A 23,243-nucleotide genomic window follows, 5' to 3' on the forward strand; every position below is an offset into this window, starting at 1 on the left:
TTTGATATAATGTTAACAAATTCAAGTGATTGTGGGACGGCCTGCCTTCCTTAACTGGAGAGCAAAGCCGTTTCTACTTGTCTAGGGGGATACAGCCATGCTTGGCAGACTCAGGGAACTCACCCCGAAATCAATCCGGCACAAGCTGATCATAGCTTCTATAGCCTGTATTCTGGTTCCGGCTGCCCTCACGCTGCTCATTTACAATTCCTTGACCCAGGAGGCCGTCAAGCGGCAGGCGATCGCCAATGCGGAGGATTCCCTGCAGCTCGTGAACGGCTCGGTGACGAACAGCCTGAAGGGGATGCTGACCATCGCCAACTATGTCCAGACCAATCCTGGGCTGAAAGCCTATTTCAAGCTGGCAGCGACCAATAATGTCAGCGGCAACGAGTATCAACGGTTTATGGACTCGAACCGGGTGCTGGAACAATTGGATACCCTTACAGTCGTTGGACAGAACAGCTATGTTACGATTCTATTGACGAATAATACTTATTTCATGAACTATTCTGTTAGCGATTACAATCCGCTGGATTTCAAGAAGAAGATCTGGTTCCGCAAGATGACGGAACTGAAGGGATTGGAGTCATATTGGGCGGGTGTGGAGCCGACCGGGTTCTCCTACGATAAATTTGATCATCCCTATCAGATCACGGTGGCCCGGACTCTGCGTCTGGACAGCACAGAGATCTATGGCTATGCGGTGGTGACGATTATGGAGGATCAACTGCATAATATCTTTGGCAATCTGTCAGCGGGACAAAAGGTGGTGCTGCTGGACGGCAAAGGCAATATTGTGTCTGAGGCGGCTTCGGAACGGCTTGGCCAGCCTTTTCCGTATACGGATGATGTGGACCGGTTAGACGGTTCCGGGGTGGTGACGATTGCTGGAGACAGATACCTGGTGGTGCAGCAGCAGCTTTCCTTCAACGGCTGGCGTCTGGTGCTGATGCAGCCCTATAAGGAGAGCATCGTCGATATCAGTTCGATTTTTAACCGTGTGTTTATTATTCAACTGCTCTCCTTCTTCTTATTTCTTCTTCTGCTGATTACACTTGTGCGGACCTTCACGAAGCCGCTGGTAAGGCTCGGCAAAGTGACAAGTGCGGTACAGCGGGGCAATCTGGAAGTGCGTTCCGGGGTTAGGGGCAATGACGAGATTGGACGGCTTGGCCTGCTGTTCGACCAGATGCTCGACCGGGTGAAGGAGATGATATTCGAGGTGTCGGACACCCAGGCACGCAAAAGAAAGGCGGAGCTGAAAATGCTCCAAGCCCAGATCAACCCTCATTTTCTGTTCAACGTGCTGAACTCGATCCGCATGAAGGTGATGAAGCGCGGAGATCCGGAGAGCGCCAAAATGATCGGCTCGCTGTCCATGCTGCTGCGGATGACGATCAGCCGGGAGGAGGACGAGATTTTTCTGCATGAGGAGATGGATCTGGTCTCGCATTATGTCGGCCTGATGAATTTGCGGCAGAAGGAGAAAGCGGAGCTGCAACTGGATATAGATCCGAAGGCTTTTCTGATTAAGGTGCCACGCTTCTTCCTTCAGCCGCTGGTTGAGAACGCGCTGATTCACGGGCTCAGCCAGCAGCCGGGGATCATCAGCATCCGGGCGGCAGTGGAGGAGAAGGGGATTATCCTCGCGGTTGCTGACAATGGTCGAGGGATGAATGCAGGTGTGCTCGCAACCATTAAGAGCCGGATGGAGGAGGGGACCGGGAGCATTCCTTCCTCTGAGGAGCCTAAAGGCTCTTTCTCCGGCATGGGGATGTCTAATGTGGCGGAGCGGATGCGCATGCTGTTTGGCGGGGATTTTGCCATTGATGTGTCCAGCACAGAAGGCATAGGCACACTGATTGAGATGCATATTCCGCACAGGGAGGAGATAGGGGATGTATAAGGTCATGCTCGTGGATGATGATTATCCGGTAATAGAGCTATTATCCGAGAGTATCCGCTGGGAGGAGCTGGGCTTTGACCTGATGGGCACTCATGAGAATGGTGAGAGCGCGTGGGAGCATGCGCAGCAGGAAATGCCGGATATTCTGATTACGGACATCGGCATGCCACGGATGAATGGGCTGGAATTGTCCGCCCGTGTCAAGGAGCTGAAGCCGGGGGTCCGGATCGCGATTTTGTCCTGCCATAATGAATTTCAGTACGCCCAGCAGGCGATGCGCCTTAATGTACAGGATTATTTGCTGAAGGATGCGCTCGACCCTGAGGATCTTGTCGGGCTGCTGCGGAGATTCAAGGAGTCGATGGAAGAGGAGAATCGTGCAGGCTGGGAGAATTCCAGAATTAAGCATCTGTTCAGAGAGACCAGAGAGCTGCGCAAGGAGCGAAGCATCAAGAACTTCATTCACCAGCCGCTGCTGTCTCCCGAGAAATGGATGGATGAGGTTGCCGAGTACGGACTGTTTCAGCATGAGGAATTCTGCCTGCCTGTCATAGCTTATCTGGAGGATTACAGGCATGTGAAATACCGTTTTTCCTCGGATCAGACGCTGCATTTTGCCGTGAGCAATGTCATGAATGAAGTGCTGGACGGGATGAAGCCGCGCGGACTTTATATTGGCTACAATGTCAGAGCCTCATTCCTGCTCTTCTCCTACAGGCCAGGACTTCATGGAAATATTTATGCTGAAGCCGCTGCCGGGCTGAAGGTCATCCAGTCAACCTTGTCCAGAGTGCTGAAGGTCCGCATGTCCTTCATTACCGGGGAGGGCGCGGGTACGCCGAAGGAGCTCAAGCAGCAGCTATCCGAATTGCTGAATGCCGAAGAGCAGCGTTTCTACCTGGTGCCGGAGGAGATTGCCAAGAGAAAGACTGTTCATCCACCGTCCATCCCGGGCAATCTCTTCGCCCATTATGATCAGGCAACGGCAGAGCTGAGGGAGGTGCTGCTTGGGCGGCAGGCGGAGCAGGCGCGAGCCGTGACAGAGAAATGGATATCTCTGATCTGTAATGAGAAGTACCCGCCGGAAATGGTGAAGGACTGGACGCTGAAGCTGCTGCTGGACCTGAAGCTGAAGCTGCATTCCTTGCAGTATATCCGGCCCGCTTATTCGGCAGATACGCTGTACAAGGAGATTGTGGATATTGATTCTCTGCTGGCGCTGCGGGAATGGCTGGACAGCCATCTTGAATCCATTGTTGCCGCGAAAGGGGCGGGAGCCGGAGGCAGCAAAAGGGCTGAAGTGACGGAAGCCTGCCAGTATGTCTCTTTGCGTCTGGGGGCAAGGATCAGTCTCGATGAGGTGGCGGATCACTTGCATTTGAATGCCAGCTATTTCAGCAGGCTCTTTAAGAAGGAGACAGGCATTACTTTCATCGAATATGTTACGAGGCTGAAAATGGAAAGAGCCAAGGAGCTGCTGGATGGGACCCATTCCACCGTGGGGGAAATCTGCGAACAGCTTGGCTATGACAACCAGAGCTATTTTATTAAGACATTTAAGGTTCATGCGGGGGTAACACCGGCGGAATATCGGGGCTAGCTTGCATGACGGGAAAGGCGGCGCGTGATGGAACGATCCGAACTGCTTGCGGTAGTCAGAAATATGGAGGAAGCCGATCTCAGGCTGTATTACCCGGATGGAAACCCGTCGGGCTTTTGGTCCACGGTAAGGGATTCACCGCTGTACGCGGAGGAAGTAGCAGAAATTCGCGGAGAAGGGGCAAGGCTGAGGGGGACGCCGATTCCAGGGCTTACTTATGAGCTGTTCTCTATCTATAGCCGTACCGGTTCCAGGCTGGAATATGAACGGGTCTATTTCGAGCGGAGAAGAATATTGAACACGGCTGTGCTGCTCATGCTGCTGGAGCCAGAGCAAGAATCGCATGTAAGCGCTGTATGTGAGATAGTATGGAGCATCTGCGGCGAGAATACCTGGTGTCTGCCCGCCCATGTGGGGGAGAACGGGATTTCGGAGACGATTGATCTGTTCTCGGCCGAGACCGGCTTTGCGCTTAGTGAAATCGGCTGTTTGCTCGGGGACCGGCTTCCGGCCCTGCTGCAGGCCCGGATTAAGGAAGAAGTACATAAACGCCTGTTCGTACCCTACCTGACCTTAGGTCCATACCACTGGGAGACGGCAACGCATAACTGGGCCGCTGTCTGCTCCGGCTCGATTGGTTCGGCAGCCCTGCTGCTGATAAAAGACCCTGAGGTCCTTACAGATATTCTCATCAAGGTGCAGGGCACGATGGAATATTACCTTCAAGGCTTCGGGGAGGACGGTGCCTGTCTTGAGGGGCTGGGCTATTGGAATTACGGCTTTGGTTATTTCGTCTATTATGCCGATCTGCTCCGTCGCAGAAGCAAGGGAGCGCTGGATTGGTTCCGGCGGGACAAGGTGGGCAGCATTGCCGCGTTCCAGCAGAAATGCTTTCTAGGCGGGGGCTTGGTGGCGAATTTCTCCGATTCTCAGCAGAACGGCAGCGTGTTCCTGGGCCTAAGCCATTATCTTGCTGCAGCCTATCCCGAAGTGGAGCCGCCTCCCGCGTCTCTTCGGGCCGCGTACACGGACGACCACTGCAGCCGCTGGGCTCCGGCGCTGCGCAACCTGCTCTGGCGCAGCCCGGAGGCGGGCAGCAGTGAATGGGGCAGCGCCAGCAGCTATTTGCCGGATGCAGCGTGGCTGTTGTCCCGCAGAATCGGGCCGGAAGGTGCGTTCAGCTTTGCCGCGAAGGGCGGGAACAATGACGAGCCTCACAACCACAACGATCTCGGCCAGTTCATTCTGCTCGGAGAAGGAACGGTCTACCTCTCTGACCTTGGATGCGGGGAGTACACCGCCGATTACTTCGGTGCAGCGCGGTACTCTTATGACTGCAACGGCTCGCAGGGCCATAGTGTTCCGATTATTGACGGTCAGTATCAGTGTACCGGAGCGGATGCTTATACAGAGGTTCTGGAGGCTGCTGTGGGCGGGGGCGCGGATGTGCTGAAGCTCGATTTAACACGGGCCTACAGCCACGTGCCGCTGGAACAGTTGACGCGTTCCTTCAGGTGGCATGGGGAGGGTGAACTGTCGGTGCTGGAGCTGATTGACGAATTTCGGTTTGGGGAAGTGCCGGAGACATTGACCGAGCGGTTCGTGACCTTTTGCCGGCCGGTGCTGGAGGACGGCAGTATTCTGCTGAGAGGCAAAGGCGGCCGGGGGCTGCGCATATGTAGTGGCGGCGGCCCGCTCAGCACGGAAATTTCGGAACATACCTACAATGACCATTTTGGGGTGGTTAAGACTTGGTATGGTCTCGATTATCATGCCTTAGGTAAGCTGGACAAGCAAGCAAGATATGAATTCAAGTTTCAGTTCATGAACTTATAAATAATATCAAATCCATGAATGGCGGTGGCTCAAGTTGACAGCGGAAACAAAGCTGAAGTGGGTAGAAGAGGCATGGAGCAAGGCACTGGAGAAAACACAGCGGAATAGTCTGCGGATCGGCGCGGGCTTCCCCCATGCCAGTCAAGGCGGAACCTATGTGCTGGAGCAGCCGCACTGGTGGACGGCGGGCTTCTGGCCGGGCCAGTTGTGGCTGCTGTATAACGGCAGCAAGGATGAAGCCTTGCGGGCGCTGGCCGAGCAGTGCGAGGAGCAGCTGGACCAGGTGCTGAATGATTATGTGCGTCTGGACCATGATCTGGGGTTCATGTGGACCTTGACCAGCGTAGCTTCTTATAAGCTGCTGGGCAGCGAGGTCTCGAAGGTAAGAGCGCTGAAGGCGGCGAATTTCCTGGCTGCGCGCTTCAATTTGAAGGGCAGCTACATCCGGGCCTGGAATCCCTGGTACGAAGGCGAGGACAACAGGGGCCATGCCATTATCGACTGCTGCATGAACATGCCGCTACTCTTCTGGGCTGCGGAGGTCACAGGAGATCCGCGTTACCGCCATATTGCTGAGGCGCATATGGATACGGTCGTGAAGCATTTCATCCGCCCGGACGGCTCGGTGTATCATATTGTCCGCTTCGACCCGGAAAGCGGGGAATTTATCGAAGGCTTGGGCGGCCAAGGCTACGCGGCAGAGTCCGCCTGGTCCAGAGGAGCGGCCTGGGCGATCTACGGGCTGACGCTGGCGTATCATCACACCGGCAAAACTACGTATCTCCATACAGCCCAGAAGGTGGCCCACTTCTTCCTGGCACGCCTGCCGGAGGATCATGTGCCGCATTGGGATTTCCGCGCACCGGAAGCAGCGCGGAAATTCCGCGATTCATCGGCTGGTGCGTGTGCTGCGAGCGGACTTCTGCTTCTCGCCGGGAAAGTCGGGGAGGTTGAGGCGCTGGTATACCGGGAGCCTGCGATCAGGATGCTGGAGTCGCTGTACCGCAATTACGGCACCTGGGGCAATGATGCCGAGGAAGGGCTGATTCTTCATGGCACGAGCCACTATCCGGCAGGTACGAACATTGACGTTCCATTGATTTACGGGGACTATTTCTATGTCGAAGGTCTGGCGCGACTGAAGAACATTGGCCCATTTTATTGGGAATAAATAAGCTCACTATGGGAGTGGTAAGGATGAATAAGCATTTGGAGCAGATAAAAGCGAATCCGCTGGTTACTAAAGCGGATATGCAGGAAGCCTTCCGGCAGCTTGTCTATCCACTGAAGCCGCATTACAGCGCAGGGCATGCCCGGCTGAAGCTGGGGGTGACGGGAGTTCATTATGGCCCGGATATTGCGGAGATGGAAGGGTTCTCGAGGGTGCTGTGGGGGTTTGTGCCTTTTCTTGCCGGAGGCGGAGAAGATGCGCTGTGGGACAACCTTCTGGATGGCATCAGGAACGGAACCGATCCCGGGCATCGGGAGTATTGGGGCGTGGCCAACGATTATGATCAGCGGCTTGTAGAGATGGCGGCATTCGGCTACGCGCTGTCACTGATCCCAGAGCGGATCTGGGGGCCGCTGAACGAGCGGGAGCGGTCGAATCTGTATGCCTGGCTGAATCAGATGAATTCGCATCCCTGCTACGATTGCAATTGGCTTTTCTTCAACGTGCTGGTCAATCTGGGCTTCCGCAAGGCGGGACTTCCTTATGACGCGCAGCAGATGGAGGCCAATCTGCGGCGCATAGATGATTTCTATTTATCGAACGGCTGGTACAGCGACGGAATCGGCGGGCACAGCGATTATTATGTTCCGTTTGCACTGCATTTCTATGGCCTGCTGTATGCCAAGCTGATGAATGACGAGGACCCTGAGCGTTCCCGTATATTCAAGGAGCGCGCCGCGAAGTTCGCAGGTGAATTTATCCATTGGTTTGCCGAGGACGGCTCAGCCCTTCCGTATGGGAGAAGCCTGGCATACCGCTTCGCGCAGTCCGCATTCTGGGGAGCGCTGGCCTATGCCGAAGTTGAGGCGCTGCCTTATGGTGTAATCAAGGGGTTAATTCTGCGCAATCTGCGATGGTGGTTCAAGCAAGATATCCTCAATGAAGCAGGCGTGCTGACCATCGGTTATGCTTACCCGAATCTGGTGATGGCGGAGAATTATAATTCTCCGGGCTCGCCTTACTGGTCCCTGAAATACTTCATGCCGCTGGCGCTGCCGGACGAGCATCCCTTCTGGATTGCTGAGGAGCTGCCGCTTCCTGAGCTTGAGGCGCTTGCTGTCCAGCAGCCTGCGCATTTGGTTATTTGCCGGCAGTATGATACCGGTCATGTCGTTGCCTTCAACAGCGGACATCTCTCAACCAATGATCATACGCACACTTCGGCCAAATATGAGAAGTTTGCGTATTCCACGGCTTTTGGCTTCAGTGTGCCCCGCTCGGAATGGGGGATAGGCCAAGGCGCGTTCGATTCCATGCTGGCGCTCAGCGAGGCCGGCGACAATCTGTACCGTGTAAGAAGACAGAATGAGGAGTCGCGGATTGAAGACAATATCCTGTACTCCCGCTGGAAGCCGTGGCCGAATGTTGAGGTGCAGACCTGGGTTGTGGCTGGTCTTCCCTGGCATATCCGTATCCACCGCCTGCAGACCGAAAGAGCGCTGGATGCCGCTGAAGGGGGTTTTTCTGCCAGTCTAGAGCCTGCGCATCAGGAAATCGTCTCTGCTGACCGCAAAGGAATCACTGCAATCAGCAGTCATGGCATCAGCGGAGTCCTTGGTTTTGCCGGCCACAGAGAAGCCGTGATGATCCGTCCGAATACCAACACTAACGTGCTGATGCCCCGGACCGTTATTCCGACACTGCTCGCCAGTCTAACTCCCGGAACACACTGGCTCGTCTCGGCGATCTATGGAGAGCCGGTTGACATGAGCACAATGAGCGCGGAGATTGCTGCACGCCATGCTGAACAAGCTGGCGATCCGCTGCAGCTTCTGGGCGTCCGGATTAGCGAACAGGAGATCAGCATTACGGCCCGCAATGGACGAAGCGTGATTCTTCCGCTGGATTGATTCAAGCGAATATTATGTCGTGTAGATGCTCTGTTGCCGGAAATTGTTGGCAGCGGGGCATTTATTTTTGGAGGAGGGAGGATTATGATTGAAAGAAAGGGAGATTAAGGGGGAGAGGTAATGTTTGAGAGATTTGAAGCGGATGATCGGGTGCTGGAGAGTGGGCAGTTCGTCCGGGAGGAGGTTCGGTATAATATCATCCGCCGGATTATCGAATATCCCGATGCGGTTCTTCTTACTACAGCGGAGCGCAATTTGATTCTCGCTCAAGCCGGGGGGCATAATCCGTGGCTGTGGGTGTCGGATGAGCTTGAAGCTCAGCAGCAGACCAGTCTGGTGCAGGAGCTGGCAGAGTGGGTAAGCGATTATGATTTCCCCGGGATCTCTGCGCAGCCGGAGACGGCGAAGACGTTTGCGGAGGTTTTTTGCGGAGCCAAAGGTAAACTCTATCATACCAATATGATACTGGAAGCCTATCAATGCCCTGAGGTGCGGCGGCCTGCGCAGGTCAAGGGAGAGCGGATACAGGCGAAGGCGGAATTGATTCCGGTGATTGCGGAGTTCATGCTCCGTTTCATGGAGGACGCCTTTGGCGAGAAGGGGCAGGCGGAGCATTTTTTGAAGATGGCTGAAGAGGATGTCCGCTCCGGGAATCTCTATCTATGGACCGTGGAGGGCACGCCTGTTTCGATGGCCAAAATCACTAACCGCTCAGCCCGGCATGGACGCATTAATGATGTATTTACGCCGCGCAGCCACCGCAAGCAAGGATACGCTAGTAGGCTGGTTGCGGAGCTGAGTGCGCAGCTTCTTGCCGAAGGTCTGACCCCGGTGCTCTACGCGGATGGCAAAAACCCCGATTCGAATAAGGTCTATCGGTCGATTGGCTTTCGGCACGCCGGACAAATTGCCGACATCAAATTTGACTGAGTGCGCCAACATAGGAGGTTGTATGCAAAGAATATTAATAATCGGTTCAGCAGGTGCGGGCAAATCGACCTTGAGCCGAAGGATTGGCGAAGCACTGGATCTCCCCGTAATCCATCTGGACGCCTTTTATTGGCAACCTGGCTGGGTAGCCACGGAACGCGAGGATTGGGAGCAGGTCGTCAAGGCCCATGTGGAAAAAGACACCTGGGTACTTGACGGGAATTATTCAGCAACCCTGGATATGCGGCTGGAGCGGGCGGATACGGTGATTTTTCTGGATATGCCCAGGCTGCTGTGCCTTTACCGTGTTATTAAACGGCGGATTCAGTATCATGGCCGGACCCGGCCGGATTTGAATGAGGGATGCCCGGAGCGGCTGGATTGGCCGTTTATCGTTTGGATCTGGAATTACCGTAAGCGCAGCAGAAGCAAGGTAGTTGCGAAGCTTGAAGCGTGCCGGGAGGAGAAGCAGGTGATTATCCTCGACAGCCGCCACAACATCCAAAAATTCATCAGCTCCATCACCCGCCAAATTTGACTTGCGGCCCCGGCGTTGACTATGCTATTACATAGTACAAATAATCTTACATATGAATGAGGCAAATGTGGTAAGGGGTGGGGGAACGATGGATAGACTGCAGGTATGGCCTGAGAAGTTCAAGAAATTTATTCTGAATAACAGATTTGTGGTATCTCTGCTTATTGTGCTGCTGATCGGGGTAAATGTGCTGGTATTCTCGAAGGTTCCGTTCGTCTTTAAGCCGATATCGGTGCTTCTGAATACGGTGGCTGCACCGCTGCTGCTGTCAGGGATCTCTTACTATCTGCTGAATCCGCTGGTTGACTGGCTGGAGCGGAGATTCAAGATCAGACGGGCATATGGCATTGTCATTTTATATCTGTTGATTGCCGGGATTGTCACGCTGATTCTGCTTACGGTGATCCCGATCATCCGTTCTCAGTTGGTTGGCCTAATTGACAATTTCCCCAAATACAGCTCTGAGATTCAAGATCAATTCGTCAAACTGACCGGCAGTGAGCTGTTTGGGCAGATTCAGGAAAATGTCGGCACGGATTTCAAGGATATCACCAGTAAAGTGACCACATGGGGGACCACTTTTCTGAACAATGCCGTTAGCGGTGTAGGCAATTTCGTTGGAGCGCTGACGGAGATTGTTTTGGCTGTGGCTACCACGCCGTTTATATTGTTCTATCTGCTGCGGGACGGAAGAAAGCTGCCTGATTATTTGATGAAGTTCATTCCTACCGCCCTGCGGCCGCAGACCCGGGAAGTGATGTCGGAAATGAACAGCCAGGTGGCCTCCTACATCCGCGGGCAAATTATCGTAAGCTGCTGCATCGGCGTTCTGCTCTATATCGGCTATCTGATTATCGGGCTGGAATATTCACTGGTGCTGGCAATTGTCGCGGCTTGTACGGCTGTCGTTCCTTACTTGGGCCCGGCGATTGCCATCACTCCGGCGTTGATCGTTGCACTAGTAACCTCTCCGTTCATGCTGCTGAAGATGGTGTTTGTGTGGACTGCCGTCCAGCTCATTGAAGGGAAGTTCATCTCTCCGCAGATCATGGGCAAGTCGCTGAAGGTTCATCCGATTACGATCATTTTTGTCATTATTTTTGCAGGTAAAATGTTCGGGGTGCTTGGCATCATTCTGGCAGTACCGGGTTACGCCGTGCTTAAAGTGGTCGTTACCCATGTGTTCCAGTGGTTTCGCCTCCGCTCCGGATTATATCAGCAAACTGCAGAGAACAAGGAATAAAGGAAGAGGATGATTGACATGACAGCACCACTGGTAACCACATTATATGGGAAGCTGCAGGGCACCCATGAGGATGGCGTAAATGTGTGGCGCGGGATTCCTTTTGCAGCGCCGCCTGTCGGCAAGCTGCGCTTTCGTGCGCCGCAGCCGCCGCAGTCCTGGAGCTCCGTCAGAGATGCTCTGGAGTTCGGGCCGGTCAGCCACCAGCCTGTGAGTACCAGCAGCACCCGGTTTGGCGGCTTGTCTCCGGAGTATTCGGAAGACTGTCTCTATCTGAACGTCTGGTCTCCTGCCGCAGAGGGCGAATCGCTGCCCGTGATGGTCTGGATTCATGGCGGAACCTTTGTCACCGGTGCGGGCAGTCAGCCGATGTTCGATGGTGCCAATATAGCCCGTAACGGCAAAGTGGTCCTGGTTACAGTAAATTACCGGCTGGGACCGTTCGGCTTCCTGCATCTGTCCCAGATCGGCGGAGGCCTTGCCTCCAACGTCGGCCTCCTGGACCAGATTGCTGCGCTGGAATGGGTGCAGGGGAACATTGCCGCCTTCGGCGGCGATCCGCAGCGCGTTACAGTCTTCGGCGAGTCGGCGGGCAGCATGAGCATTGCTGCACTACTGGCAATGCCTGCTGCGAAAGGGCTGTTCGCGGGGGCGATCATGGAGAGCGGTGCGGCGCAGAGCCTGCAGCCGCAGCAGGGGGAAGAGATTGCTGCAGCGCTTCTTGCTGAGCTGGGGCTTGCCCCCGGCGGCGACCTCACGCTGCTGGACACTCTTCCGGCAGAACGGATTCTGGAAGCGGGCGCGCGTATGACGTACAAGCTGTCCGGTGAAGCGCTCAGTATGTTTTTCCAGCCTGTAGTGGAGCCTTCCACCTTGCCGGTGGAACCTGCTGAGGCTATCGCGAACGGCGCGGCAAGCGGGATTCCGCTGCTAATCGGGACCAATCTTCATGAAGGAAATCTGTTCTTCCGGGAAGAGCGACCGGGTGAGAGCTTCGAGCAATCGCTGAAATCGCTGGAGCTGCTGATGGGCATAGATGATCTGGCGGAGCTTGCCAAGGGCTATCCGAAGTCATGGGAGGGCCAGGCCGAGTTTCTGACGGACCTTTTTTTCTGGGGCAGCTCAATTGCACTGGCGGAGAGCCAGCTAGGGTTAGCTCCAGTCTGGATGTACCGGTTCGACTGGACGGTTCCCGGTCATCCGCTGCTGGAAAAGGCCGTGCACGGTGCAGAGATCCTGTACGTGTTCGGCAACCTGCATCAGTTGAAGCATTACGGCCTTACAGTTACTCCAGAGATGGAGCGCTTGTCGGAAGCGATGCAGATGACCTGGACGGCGTTCGCCTACCGGGGCGATCCGTCTTCAGCCGGCTTGGCTTGGCCGCAGTATACGCTGGCAGACCGTGCCACGCTGATTTTTGACCAGGAGGTAAGAGTGGTGCAGGACCCTGATCAGGAGAAGCGCACACGCTTGTTCTCTTCCGCTTCGAACTGGCCTGCGCCAGCCGCAGGCGCAACTGAAGCTAACTAATATACTAACCCGCAGCTCTGCCAGGCAAACTGGCGGCGCTGCGGTTTTTTTGCATGCTCGAACAGGGAGGCTTTTCTGGTAGATTCACACTCCGCCGAACTCCTGATCCAAGCAGAGGAAGTTCTTGCTGGAGTCGTTGTTTATCCCGTTATCGTAATTGCCGAACATGCTAGTTGGAATTTCTCCACTTCATTTCTCTGCATGCACACCCAAGCGGTTGTTAAGTGGAAAAAGGAAACTTAAATCAGAGAAATTAAGCGGAATTGGGAGTAACTCGAAGAATTAGTTTTACTTTTTCCACCTAAAGACTGAAATTCTGCAGAAATCAAAGAATTAGTTTGCTTTTTTCCACTTATGGCTGCTGAGCAGGGGGGATTCCGTCACCGCCGCACTCCCCAGCCTGCCGGTCAGAGAGGCTGCTCCAATAGCATAATAAGATCATTTCAACGACGTATAGCCTGTCTTCTCCACCAGCTCCTGCCCCTCAGCCGACTGCATCCAGTCCAGAAACGGCTGGACATTAGGGTTGACGCTTCCTGCGGTAACTGCGTAAAACTCGGCGGTAAACGGGTATTCTCCGCTACGGATGCCCTCTTTGTCAGGCTTGACTCCGTTGATCTCCAGCAGCTTGATGTCAGAATTACCATTCATCTCGGAGGCATAGAACAAAAAGCTGAAGCCCAGCGCGTTCTTGAAATTACGGTAGTCGGCTGTCTGGGAGATGATTCCGCTCATAACGTCCATAACGTCATCCTGCGGTGGTGTCATAAGCTTGCGGCCCTCCATGATTTTCTCCAGCATGGTTTGGCTTCCGCTGCCCTCATCCCGCTGAAAAGCCCGAATCTTCTCTCGCTTGCCGCCGACCTCCTTCCAATTCGTGAGCTTTCCGGCATAGATATCCTTGATCTGATCTGTGGTCAGCCCGGAAACCTTGTTACGCTTGTTAACAAAAAAGACAAAGGCCTCCCGCCCGATTGGAGTAAGCTTAAGCTCCCTTCCGGCCCGCTTAGCCTGCTTCTGCTGGGCAAGGGAGGGAGCGGCGGCAAAAATAATGTCGCTCTCTCCGGCAATCAGCCGGTTGTAGGCTTCGGGGGTTGTGGAGCAGAGCACCGTTCCCTCATCCGTTCCTTTCAAATTATAACTGCCTTCGGGGTATACGGCCTGCACATAAGCAGCATACAGCGGATAGAGCGCAGTTGCTCCATCTAGCCGGGGGAGATTGTCCTTAATGTGGTAGGAGGCCGTATGATCCAGAACAGCAGCTTTGGAGTCCGGAGCGAACGGCGTATACTGGTTCAGATCTACTTCCCGGTCATTTACTACAGTCAGGCTGTTGACATACATTTTATTCAGCTCATGTCCGGCGGTAGCCAGCAGGCACAGCCCGGCGAAGACTGCGAGGGCGATACTGCGGACACGCCGGGAGAGTAGCTGAAAAATCGCGATCACGGCATAGACGGCCAGCCCGGCAGCAATAACCACAACAAGCGGCGCGTAAAAGACAAGTCCACCGGCTAATGAGACGATAATATACGCGATAAATCCGGAAAAAACGAGGGCGATCAGCGCCAGAATCGTATAGAGCAGATTCGTTCCAAAGGATCTTTTCACAGCGGCCTCTCTTTCCTGAAGCTAAAATATGGATAAAAAACACAATTATATTATATCTGAACTCTATCAGAATATCTTCCAGATAATGAGATGGACTTGTACCAAAAATGCTGTGCATGATGAAAGAAATGTGAAGATTTTCATAAAAGACTGGACGAAAAGCAGGAACAGAGGTATTCTGAGGTTGTGAAAATAATAACGGAATACAAGATTCTCGGGGTAAGGTGAAATTCCTGACCGGCGGTGATGTTCAAGCGAACTAAGCCCGCGACTTCCTTTCTCTGTCCGCAGGGGAAGGAACTGATCTGGTGACATTCCAGAGCCGACGGTAAAGTCCGGATGGGAGAGGATCATAAGGCATAGGCGACAGGGTTATTTCTGCTGTCTTTGCTCTGAATAACCCCCGAATGATGCCTGTTTGTTTCAGGTGATTCGGGGGTTTTGGTCTCTTATCGAGGGTTTGTATCGACAAGGAGAAATGAATCATGAGTCAAGTTACTGCTTCATCTTCAGGAGCACGCACAGCACCGCTGCGCAGCGGATTCTGGCTGGTTGTGCTGGGAGCGGCGTTATGGGGCGTCGATCCGTTGTTCCGCATCATTTTGCTTAAATCACTGACCTCTTCCCAGATTGTGCTGCTGGAGCATGTCGTGCTGTTTCTGGCTGCTGCACCGGTGCTGTGGCGCCACCGCGCCGAGCTGAAGGCTGTCCGCTTGCGTCAGGCCGCGGCACTATTGATCGTATCGTGGGGCGGCTCTGCCGTGGCGACGATCCTCTTCACCAAAGCCTTGTCCAGCGGCGACCTGAATGCCGTGCTTCTGCTGCAAAAGCTGCAGCCGCTGTTCGCCATCGGTCTTGCCGCTGTAATTCTTAAAGAGCGTTTGCCCAAAAATTTCGGAATATTAATCGTTGTCGCTCTTGCCGGAACCTATCTGCTCACCTTCGGCTGGACGATTCCTTTCGGTCATGTGAACAGCTTTATCGGCGTTAGCAGTCTGCTCGCGCTGGGGGCGGCCGCATTATGGGGCGCTTCTACGGTGATGGGCCGTTATTTGCTGGGTTCGATGAAATACGAGACGGTGACTTCACTGCGCTTCATTCTTGCTTTGCCTTTGCTGTTCGTCATTACAAGCATGGAGGGGGCGCCTTGGCAAATCAACGGGGGGTTAGGCACATCAGCATTGATTGGCCTCAACCTGCTGCTTCAGGCTCTTCTGCCGGGACTGCTCAGCATGCTGCTGTACTATAAAGGACTTAACACCACCAAGGCCTCATTTGCAACACTCGCCGAGCTCAGCTTTCCGATGACCGGTATTCTGATCAACTGGATTGTTTACAACCAGCTTGTAACATTGCCGCAGATTATCGGCTTTGCGCTGATCTGGACTGCGCTCTTCTTCATCTCGAACCAGCAGAGCCGGCAGGCCGAGCCAGCCGCCCTTGATCTGTCCAAAACGAATAAAATCAGCGCCTGAGGGGACTGACCCCAGGGTACTGCCAGTAAGAAAAAGATGTCTCCGGCAGCCATTTGCGGCTAAGGAGGCATCTTTTTTGTCTGATGCTGCCGCTTTGAGTATTCCAGCTATTACCTTTGCGTCCCGGAAGAAACTTTGTACAATAAAAGCTGTGACTCTATCCTGAAATAACGATGTCCGAACAGAGGACATTGTTATGGAAGCCTCGAATTTGGCGAAGTCAAACCTAAGGGCCTTCTATGAAATTTCATCGTCTGAAGTGCCGCGGAAGAGCGGCATGGATGTCTAGTGCGGGGTGTGAAGCAGGATGTATAGAACTAATTTGTTCAGCAAAATCGTAGGTATCATGGTCATTATGCTCATCCCGATTACCATTCTCTATTTCTATTCCAATAAGACGACTACCGATGTGCTGCGGAGCGAACTGAACACATCGAATAATAACCAGCTCAGCTTTTTTCAGAGTCAGGTGGAGACCAATATGGAGCTGCTGTCCTCCTGGCCGATCCTGCTGATTCATGATCCCGATATTCTTAGGCTGAAGGACATTTCTCTCGCGCAAGGGAAAATGAATCTTGATGCCATCCAAATGGTAAAGCGGATTCAAACCAAAATCAGCATCCAGGAAAGCTCCTCCAACTGGAACAGCAAGCTGTTTTTGTACTCTCCCTCTATTCAACGGATGGTAACGGAGAACGATGCTACACTATACAGTGACGATGATTTGAAGCGCAAGGTGAAACCGGGCTGGCATGTGGAGAAAATCAAGGATCAGGGAGAGGAGCGGTTCCTGTTCTCCTGGTATTCTTTTACACCGTATATGTCCGAGTTCTCTCCGCAGCAGGCAGCCACGATTATGAAGGTAGAGTTCGACAGCCGCAACATTGAGGATATGCTTGATAAATTCAAGAGCGACGGCAGAAGAGATCCTTTCTACTATAAGCCGGGAACGGGACTGATCTTCAACCGGAGCAGCGACCGGGCACTGGCGGAGCAGCTGGTGAAGCGGCTGGAGCAGGGGCTGCTTACCGACAGCGGAAACCGGACGCTGGACATCGGCCAGCGATCCTACAGTGTCAACATCGTATACTCCGCCAAAATGGGCTGGTATCTGATCGATTACATGCCGCTCTCGGAGATTCTGCAGCCGATACATACCTCCAACCGGTTATTTTATGTCTCAGTCGGGGCTCTGCTGCTCATGAGCAGTCTTGTAGCTTACTTGCTGTACGTGCAGGTGCAGGTGCCTGTCAGACAACTGGTGGGAGGATTCCAGAAGCTCAAGCAGGGTGATTATTCCGTCCGTGTCGGCATTAAGGGCAGAAATGAGTTCAGCTTCCTTTCCGTGCGCTTCAACAGCATGGTCGAGCAGATGCAGGAGCTGATTGAGAATGTGCTGATGGAGAAAATTCATGTGCGCGAAGCCAGGCTGAAGCAGCTGCAGTCGCAGATCAATCCGCATTTTTTCTATAATTGCTTCTCCTTTATTACAAGCATGGCGAAGCTGGACAATACAAAGGCAGTGATCGGCATGTCGCATAATCTGTCCAGATATTACAGGTACACTACCCGGCAGGAGCGCGATTTGGTGCCGCTGCCCGAAGAAGTGGAATTCGTGACCCATTACCTGGAGATTCAAAAAATGAGAATGGCCCGCCTGCAGTATTCGGTGAGTATACCGCCGCAAATGCGCAGGCTTGAGATTCCTCCGCTTGTGCTGCAGCCCTTGGTGGAAAATGCGGTGCTGCACGGCATTGAGCCGGCAGCGGATGCCGGGCGGCTGAGGATAACGGGCACCTGCAGCGGCAGAAGGATGACGCTTACGGTGGAGGATGATGGACTAGGGATGCAGCCGGAGAGTATTGCCAAGCTGGAGCAAATGCTGAACCAGCCGATGGATGAAGAAATGGGCTGCGGATTATGGAATGTCCATCAGCGGCTGCGGCTTCGTTACGGCGAAGAATCCGGCATCACCTTTGCTCCTTCGCAGCTCGGCGGCTTGCAGGCCACCATTCATTGGCTGCTGCCCATCGTCCATTCTGACAAGAGCACCCGGGAGGGAAAACAATGATCGAGCTATTATTGGTTGATGATGAAGCTTATGTAACGGAGAGTCTGGCCCGTACAATTCCCTGGAGGGAACTGGGAGTGGAGCAGGTATATCAGGCGGCATCCGGTCCTGAGGCACTGCAAATTCTGGAGCAGCATGACATCGACATTATCGTTACTGACATCTCCATGCCCGGCATGACCGGACTGCAGCTGATCGAGACAGCAAGTGAACGCTGGCCGGATCTCCGCTGCATTCTGCTTACGGGATACTCCGATTTTGATTATGCCAAGAAGGCGATTCAGCTTCAGGCGTTCGATTATATTCTGAAGCCGGTAAATGACGAGGAGTTCATACGGAGTGTCTCCGGCGCAATTGAGTCGCTTAAGGATGAGTGGGAGGCGCATGACCGCTACCATCTGCTGCTGTATAACCGCAAAGCCGACTATAGCGTGCTGCGCGGCAAACTGATGCATGATTTGCTGCTTGGGAAGCGAATGACTGAGCGGGCGCTTGCCTCGAAGCTTAAGGAATACGAGATTCCGTTCGATACCGGAGCAGAAGCGGTGATGCTGCTCATTCAGCTTGGCAAGCATTACACGGCAATGGACCCGGGCTCCATCTCACTGATGGAATATGCCATTTGCAATATTGCGGAAGAGCTGTTCGAGAACCGGTTCCGTGTCTGGCTCAGCAAAGCGCCGCATGACTGCCTGATTCTGCTCGCGGAGCTGAGCAGAGAGACGCTGAACGAGATCGGGCTGCTGGACAACTACGAAGAGATCCGGCATGAGCTGCTGAAGGCGAATATCGCCAGCTTCCGCGAGAGCGTCAGCGATTATCTGAAAGGCGAGATCTCGCTCGTCGTCTCGGAGTGGTTTGCTTTTCCCGATGAAATGACCGCTGCATACCGCAGTGTGCTCAGTACCATTTATTTGGCAGCGCATAATGAGTCCGGCTATGTATTGTTCCTGAAGGACAGCCATTTGCAGGAGCAGCAGGCCATAAGGCCGCTGGACAGTCTGTATCGCCCGCCGACGCTGATTCACCTGCTGGAGTCCAAGCAGTGGGAGGCCGCCCGCCAGAAGCTTGAAGACGTGTTCCGGGATATGGAGGGCGTGCGCTTTTCCAGAGAGCATCTGTATGAGGTGTTTCTGTCCATCACCAATGCCATCATGTATATTGCTCATAAGAGCGGACAATTCATTCTGCAGATTGACCAGCACGCGTTTGATCCGCTGATTGCCCAGAATATCATCTCTTCGTTTGACAAGCTGCGGCTGTGGGCGTTCGAGCTGCTGGAGCGGCTGAAGACGGAGCTGTCGGAGAGCGACCAGAATACGAAGAGTTATATTGTCAAGCAGGTGCATGCGCTAGTGGGGAGCGATTCCGGCCATGACCTGTCGGTGAAGACGATTGCTGAGCAAGTGTATCTGCATCCGGTGTATTTGTCCAAGATTTACAAAGCCGAGACGGGAGAAGGACTGGGGGATTATATCATCCGCATGCGGATGGAACGCGCGCTCTATCTGCTGAAGAATACGAACAAAAAGGTCTATGAAATCACCACAGAGCTGGGTTATCAGAATCCGCAATACTTCAGCAAAATGTTCAAAAAGCACTATGGCATGACGCCGAATGAATTCCGGGAGGGCTAGAGGCCGGATTATGAGCGAATCCAAGGGGGAAGACAATGGGTAGGGCAAGAAAAATGTGGCTGCGGCTCCTGGGCTTAAGCGTCGTGCTGGCCGTCAGTCTTGCAGGCTGCGAGGGCAACGATAAGCGGGAACCCTCTAACTCTAACGGTGAAGCTTCCGGCGTCAATGCCCAGCCCGCAGTAACTGCCGGCAATGTCTACAAGGATAGATACGATCCTGAAGTTACGATTACTACCGTGTGGGGCGTCGACCCGGAGCTTAAGTTCAAGAACGGTGAATCCATCGAGAATAATGTGGCCACCCGGTGGGCCAAAGAGAAGTTCGGCATCAACGTCAAATCGCTCTGGTCCATTACGGATACGGGCGGAGCGTTCGGCACGAAGCTGCGCTTGTCGATGTCCTCGGGGCAGGAAATGCCTGATATCGTGACCATCGGTACGGCTGACGCTGCGGTTGCACAGGACTTGATCGATTCCGGCATGTATGCGGAGGTCGGAAGCCTATTCGATAAATACGCCTCCAGCACCTGGAAAGCTGCGATGGCTCAGGACCCAAGTGTGTGGAACCCATACATCCGTGACGGCAAAAAAATGGGCCTTCCTGTCCTCGACTATGCGTACAATCATGACTATATTTTGTGGTTCCGCCAGGATTGGCTGGATAAGCTGCATTTGAAGGTTCCTGTTACGATTGAGGAGCTGGAAAAGGTGATGGAAGCCTTCAAGTACCACAACCCTGACGGATTGACGCCTGAGCAGGTTACTCCGCTGAGCATCGGCTTCAAGACAACGATGAACACCTGGATGGGCGATCCTTCCTGGATTTTCGGCGCCTATGGCGCACTTCCGCAGCAGTGGAACGTAGGGGCGGATGGCAGGCTGGAGTACGGCTCCGTGGATGCAAGGATGAAGAAAGGCCTTGCGAAGCTGAAGGAATGGCTGGGCAAAGGCTACATCCCGCAGGAAGCGGGCTTATGGGATGAGAACAAAACAGCGGAGCCAGCCGTAGCAGGAACAGCAGGCATTATTCCCGGCCCCTACTGGATGAGCGGCTGGCCGCTGAAGGACACGCTGCAGAATGTGCCGGATGCCGTGTGGGCACCCGGAGTAATCCCGGCTGGACCGGATGGAACCGTCATGCGCCACGGCACGCAGTATGCGAATGGTGTTACGCTGATCAGCAAGAAGATGAAGCACCCGGAAGCATTCTTCACCTATGAGAACTATCTGTTCGATAACTTTGCGGACCCGCAGCCGGGCAGCGGGCTGGATAACGGTCTTTTTGCCGGGTATGATTATGAGCTGAGCGCCAGCGGCAAGATGCTGTCCAGCGATAAAATTTCCGGCGGTTATGTCAACAGTATCCGTTACCTGCTGGTGCGTGACGGAGCGCGCATCCCCGATGCCCAAATGAAGGCGATGCTGCATCTGGCGGACGGTATGGAGCCGGCCTCCAGGCTGGAGAAGGATGTGGCGGTTAACTATGGCAAGGCTACTCCTGCGGCGGCCAAAGTGCTGCTGAAGCAGAAGGAGAAATCCTTCAAGAACATGTTCACGGGGCCTACTACCGAAACGATGAAAGCGAAGCTGGATTACTTGAACAATCTGGAGAGCGAAACGTTCAGTGCCATTATATACGGCGAGCAGCCGCTGGATGATTTCGATTCCTTCGTGGCTGACTGGAAGGCGGGCGGCGGCGACCGGATTACCCGTGAAGTGAACGAATGGTACGACAAGGTGACGGCAGGCGGCAGTTGAGTCAAAATGCAGCATAGATGCTGTACGAACTTAAGCGGACGTAATAAAGAAGGCAGAACCGGGGTGATCCGGTTCTGCCTTTTCGTGATGCGCTGAAATGCCCCTTAGTTCAGAAATGCGTCAAGCGTAGCTGTTGCTCCCAATAGAACACGCCGAGTCCTTTGCCGCCGCTGACCTAGCACTGACGTCCATGCCGGCTTCGGTAATCATCACCTTTTTGCCGTAGCGCGAGACCAAGTCGTTCATGTTGGACAGAGTTTGCGTATTCTTCGTGGACCAATCGAGCTTAACAAGGCTAGCGGTTCAACAGGTTTTGTCCTACGGAAATGGTATAGACATTTGAATTGAGCGGCTCAAGAGTAAAAATAAGCCTTTTCTCCCATACTACCGTTATTCTTGCACTTAAGCTGCTTCACATCACAACCGTCAGGAGGTATCCGCGGATGAATGCCCGTACGGCGCCAACGATCTACATACAGCTCAAAAACCGGGTGATTGTGCCAAAAGGCAAAGGTGTGCTGCTGCGTGACGTGGCCTATTTAATAACGGAGCCGGAGTGGAAGGAGTCGCTGTATTCGCTTGTGCTGCAGGAGCCGAGACATAGCGACGGCAATCTGATTCTGATAGACCTGCTGATGGTCATTCCCCGGATTCATGAGCTTTTGCCCGGAGCGGATATTCAGCCGATTGGCGAGGGGCGTACTATCGTGCAGATTGAAGGCCCGGTCGAAGCCCGTAAACCTTCTATAGCGCTATTTGTGCTGGTATGGCTGCTGCTGTTCTTCGGCTCGGCGCTGACGATTATGAATTTTCATGCCGATGTCAGCATGCAGGAAGTGCAAATCCGGATTGTTGAAATGCTGACCGGACGCCGGGATGAGCATCCTTATATGTTCCAGATCGCCTATTCCCTGGGCATCGGGTTTGGTATGGTAATTTTTTTCAACCATCTGTTCAAGAAAAAATGGAATGAAGAGCCGACTCCGCTGGAAGTGGAGATGTTCCTGTATCAGAAAAATATCGACCATTATGTGGTCAACGAAGAGTACAGCAAAATGAAACGCCATGAAGAAAAAGTAAAAGGGCGCATGGAGGAATAAGCATGACCGCACAACTGTCGATGGGGCTGAATCTGCTGCTGGGCATTGCCGGAGGGATTGCTGTGGGCGGCGGGGTGATTGCTCTTTTTATTGTACTGGATGTGGTTCCACGGCTGGCTCAGCTCACCTCCTCCTATGATAAAGTGCACTGGTACGAAGGGGCGATGGTAGGTGGCTCGCTGCTCGGCACCATGAGTGATTTCTGGAATTGGCGGATTGCCGCCGGGCCTTTGGTGGAGCTGGGAGTAGGGCTGTTTGACGGAATATTTATCGGCATGCTGGCCGCAGCTCTCACGGAGGTGCTGAATGTGCTGCCGATATTAGCCAAACGCCTGCACATGACCCATCTGCTGTTCGGGCTGCTGATGGCGATGGTCTGCGGCAAGGTTGCGGGCTCTTTGTTCGACTGGTTTGTGTACCGACAGTAAAAGGGGGTTACAGAGTGGTTAGGTATATTCACAGCGGGGACTATGTTGAAAATAAGAAGGATGCAGCCAAGCCAGGTGCACCAGGCGCACAGCAGAGCAGCGTGGAAACCGATGGCAGCGCGGCAGCCGATAGCAGTATGGAGGCCAATGACAGCAGGGAATCCAGTGGCAGCGCTGAATCTGATGGCAGTATGGAGGCCAGTGGGAGTGAAGAAGCTGGCGGCAGCGTGAAAAATGATGGCAGCATGGCAGCCAATGACAGTGCGGAAGCTAATAATAGCGTGGAATCTGATGGCAGCACGGAGTTTAGTGGCAGTGGAGGAGCCAGTGGTAGCGAAGCAGCCAGTGGCAGCACGGAATCCAATGGCAGCACGGAATCCAATGGCAGCATGGCAGCCAATGACAGTGCGGAAGCCAATAACAGTGCAGAATCCAATGACAGCGTGGAATCCAGTGGTAGCGTGGAATCCAGTGGCAGTACGGAAGCCAGTGGCAAC

16 protein-coding genes and 1 riboswitch are annotated in these 23,243 nt (G+C 53.8%); of the genes, 15 read left to right on the forward strand and 1 reads right to left on the reverse strand.

Annotated elements, in window-relative coordinates:
* Positions 1–97: 97 nt before the first annotated feature.
* From ACX1DY_RS10735 to ACX1DY_RS10775, 9 genes are all read left to right on the forward strand, one after another.
* Positions 98–1,909 carry a cache domain-containing sensor histidine kinase gene (locus tag ACX1DY_RS10735; RefSeq protein WP_458964184.1) on the forward strand — a complete coding sequence of 604 codons (1,812 nt, stop codon included), beginning with the start codon at positions 98–100 and terminating at the stop codon, positions 1,907–1,909.
* Positions 1,902–3,509: a helix-turn-helix domain-containing protein gene (locus tag ACX1DY_RS10740; protein ID WP_458964185.1), complete on the forward strand. Its 1,608-nt coding sequence runs from the start codon at positions 1,902–1,904 to the stop codon at positions 3,507–3,509. The genes ACX1DY_RS10735 and ACX1DY_RS10740 overlap by 8 nt, the downstream gene beginning before the upstream one ends.
* Positions 3,510–3,536: 27 nt before the next feature.
* Positions 3,537–5,345 carry a hypothetical protein gene (locus tag ACX1DY_RS10745; RefSeq protein ID WP_458964186.1) on the forward strand — a complete coding sequence of 603 codons (1,809 nt, stop codon included), beginning with the start codon at positions 3,537–3,539 and terminating at the stop codon, positions 5,343–5,345.
* Positions 5,346–5,379: 34 nt separating this feature from the next.
* Complete coding sequence (locus ACX1DY_RS10750) at positions 5,380–6,516, forward strand: glycoside hydrolase family 88 protein (RefSeq protein ID WP_458964187.1); 1,137 nt, start codon at positions 5,380–5,382, stop codon at positions 6,514–6,516.
* A 26-nt stretch (positions 6,517–6,542) separates the two neighbouring features.
* Entirely contained in the window at positions 6,543–8,426 is a 1,884-nt protein-coding gene (locus ACX1DY_RS10755; RefSeq protein ID WP_458964188.1) for a DUF2264 domain-containing protein, read from the forward strand.
* A gap of 120 nt (positions 8,427–8,546) precedes the next feature.
* On the forward strand, positions 8,547–9,356 hold the full coding sequence (locus tag ACX1DY_RS10760) for a GNAT family N-acetyltransferase (RefSeq protein ID WP_458964189.1): 810 nt from the start codon (positions 8,547–8,549) through the stop codon (positions 9,354–9,356).
* 22 nt (positions 9,357–9,378) lie between these two features.
* On the forward strand, positions 9,379–9,894 hold the full coding sequence (locus tag ACX1DY_RS10765; protein ID WP_458964190.1) for a DNA topology modulation protein: 516 nt from the start codon (positions 9,379–9,381) through the stop codon (positions 9,892–9,894).
* Positions 9,895–9,982: 88 nt separating this feature from the next.
* Positions 9,983–11,137, forward strand: coding sequence for an AI-2E family transporter (locus ACX1DY_RS10770; protein ID WP_458964191.1), 1,155 nt, complete (start codon positions 9,983–9,985; stop codon positions 11,135–11,137).
* 18 nt (positions 11,138–11,155) lie between these two features.
* A complete protein-coding gene (locus ACX1DY_RS10775; RefSeq protein WP_458964192.1) occupies positions 11,156–12,667 on the forward strand; it encodes a carboxylesterase/lipase family protein in 1,512 nt (503 codons plus the stop codon).
* A gap of 438 nt (positions 12,668–13,105) precedes the next feature.
* Here ACX1DY_RS10775 and ACX1DY_RS10780 read toward each other — a convergent pair whose 3' ends face one another.
* On the reverse strand, positions 13,106–14,278 hold the full coding sequence (locus ACX1DY_RS10780) for a PstS family phosphate ABC transporter substrate-binding protein (RefSeq protein WP_458964193.1): 1,173 nt from the start codon (positions 14,276–14,278) through the stop codon (positions 13,106–13,108).
* A 206-nt stretch (positions 14,279–14,484) separates the two neighbouring features.
* A riboswitch (FMN riboswitch) is annotated at positions 14,485–14,633 on the forward strand.
* A 130-nt stretch (positions 14,634–14,763) separates the two neighbouring features.
* Here ACX1DY_RS10780 and ACX1DY_RS10785 point away from each other — a divergent pair.
* The 6 genes from ACX1DY_RS10785 to ACX1DY_RS10810 all read left to right on the forward strand — a co-directional run bounded on the left by ACX1DY_RS10785 (position 14,764) and on the right by ACX1DY_RS10810 (position 22,746).
* Entirely contained in the window at positions 14,764–15,753 is a 990-nt protein-coding gene (locus tag ACX1DY_RS10785) for a DMT family transporter (RefSeq protein WP_458964194.1), read from the forward strand.
* A gap of 307 nt (positions 15,754–16,060) precedes the next feature.
* Positions 16,061–17,824, forward strand: a complete 1,764-nt coding sequence (locus ACX1DY_RS10790; protein WP_458964195.1) for a sensor histidine kinase — start codon at positions 16,061–16,063, stop codon at positions 17,822–17,824.
* Positions 17,821–19,461 (forward strand): response regulator, encoded by a 1,641-nt coding sequence (locus ACX1DY_RS10795; protein WP_458964196.1) that lies wholly within the window; start codon positions 17,821–17,823, stop codon positions 19,459–19,461. The genes ACX1DY_RS10790 and ACX1DY_RS10795 overlap by 4 nt, the downstream gene beginning before the upstream one ends.
* 35 nt (positions 19,462–19,496) lie before the next feature.
* A complete protein-coding gene (locus ACX1DY_RS10800) occupies positions 19,497–21,218 on the forward strand; it encodes a type 2 periplasmic-binding domain-containing protein (protein WP_458964197.1) in 1,722 nt (573 codons plus the stop codon).
* Positions 21,219–21,661: 443 nt separating this feature from the next.
* Positions 21,662–22,318 carry a stage V sporulation protein AA gene (locus tag ACX1DY_RS10805; protein WP_458964198.1) on the forward strand — a complete coding sequence of 219 codons (657 nt, stop codon included), beginning with the start codon at positions 21,662–21,664 and terminating at the stop codon, positions 22,316–22,318.
* Positions 22,319–22,320: 2 nt separating this feature from the next.
* Positions 22,321–22,746 (forward strand): stage V sporulation protein AB, encoded by a 426-nt coding sequence (locus tag ACX1DY_RS10810; protein ID WP_458964199.1) that lies wholly within the window; start codon positions 22,321–22,323, stop codon positions 22,744–22,746.
* Positions 22,747–23,243 lie beyond the last annotated feature (497 nt).

The organism is Paenibacillus sp. BAC0078 (assembly GCF_054483875.1).

Bases quoted from the DNA above. Each gene is read 5' to 3' on its own strand.
- ACX1DY_RS10735 (WP_458964184.1), top strand. From the start codon at position 98: ATGCTTGGCAGACTCAGGGAACTCACCCCGAAATCAATCCGGCACAAG.
- ACX1DY_RS10740 (WP_458964185.1), top strand. From the start codon at position 1,902: ATGTATAAGGTCATGCTCGTGGATGATGATTATCCGGTAATAGAGCTA.
- ACX1DY_RS10745 (WP_458964186.1), top strand. From the start codon at position 3,537: ATGGAACGATCCGAACTGCTTGCGGTAGTCAGAAATATGGAGGAAGCC.
- ACX1DY_RS10755 (WP_458964188.1), top strand. From the start codon at position 6,543: ATGAATAAGCATTTGGAGCAGATAAAAGCGAATCCGCTGGTTACTAAA.
- ACX1DY_RS10760 (WP_458964189.1), top strand. From the start codon at position 8,547: ATGTTTGAGAGATTTGAAGCGGATGATCGGGTGCTGGAGAGTGGGCAG.
- ACX1DY_RS10765 (WP_458964190.1), top strand. From the start codon at position 9,379: ATGCAAAGAATATTAATAATCGGTTCAGCAGGTGCGGGCAAATCGACC.
- ACX1DY_RS10770 (WP_458964191.1), top strand. From the start codon at position 9,983: ATGGATAGACTGCAGGTATGGCCTGAGAAGTTCAAGAAATTTATTCTG.
- ACX1DY_RS10775 (WP_458964192.1), top strand. From the start codon at position 11,156: ATGACAGCACCACTGGTAACCACATTATATGGGAAGCTGCAGGGCACC.
- ACX1DY_RS10785 (WP_458964194.1), top strand. From the start codon at position 14,764: ATGAGTCAAGTTACTGCTTCATCTTCAGGAGCACGCACAGCACCGCTG.
- ACX1DY_RS10790 (WP_458964195.1), top strand. From the start codon at position 16,061: ATGTATAGAACTAATTTGTTCAGCAAAATCGTAGGTATCATGGTCATT.
- ACX1DY_RS10795 (WP_458964196.1), top strand. From the start codon at position 17,821: ATGATCGAGCTATTATTGGTTGATGATGAAGCTTATGTAACGGAGAGT.
- ACX1DY_RS10800 (WP_458964197.1), top strand. From the start codon at position 19,497: ATGGGTAGGGCAAGAAAAATGTGGCTGCGGCTCCTGGGCTTAAGCGTC.
- ACX1DY_RS10805 (WP_458964198.1), top strand. From the start codon at position 21,662: ATGAATGCCCGTACGGCGCCAACGATCTACATACAGCTCAAAAACCGG.
- ACX1DY_RS10810 (WP_458964199.1), top strand. From the start codon at position 22,321: ATGACCGCACAACTGTCGATGGGGCTGAATCTGCTGCTGGGCATTGCC.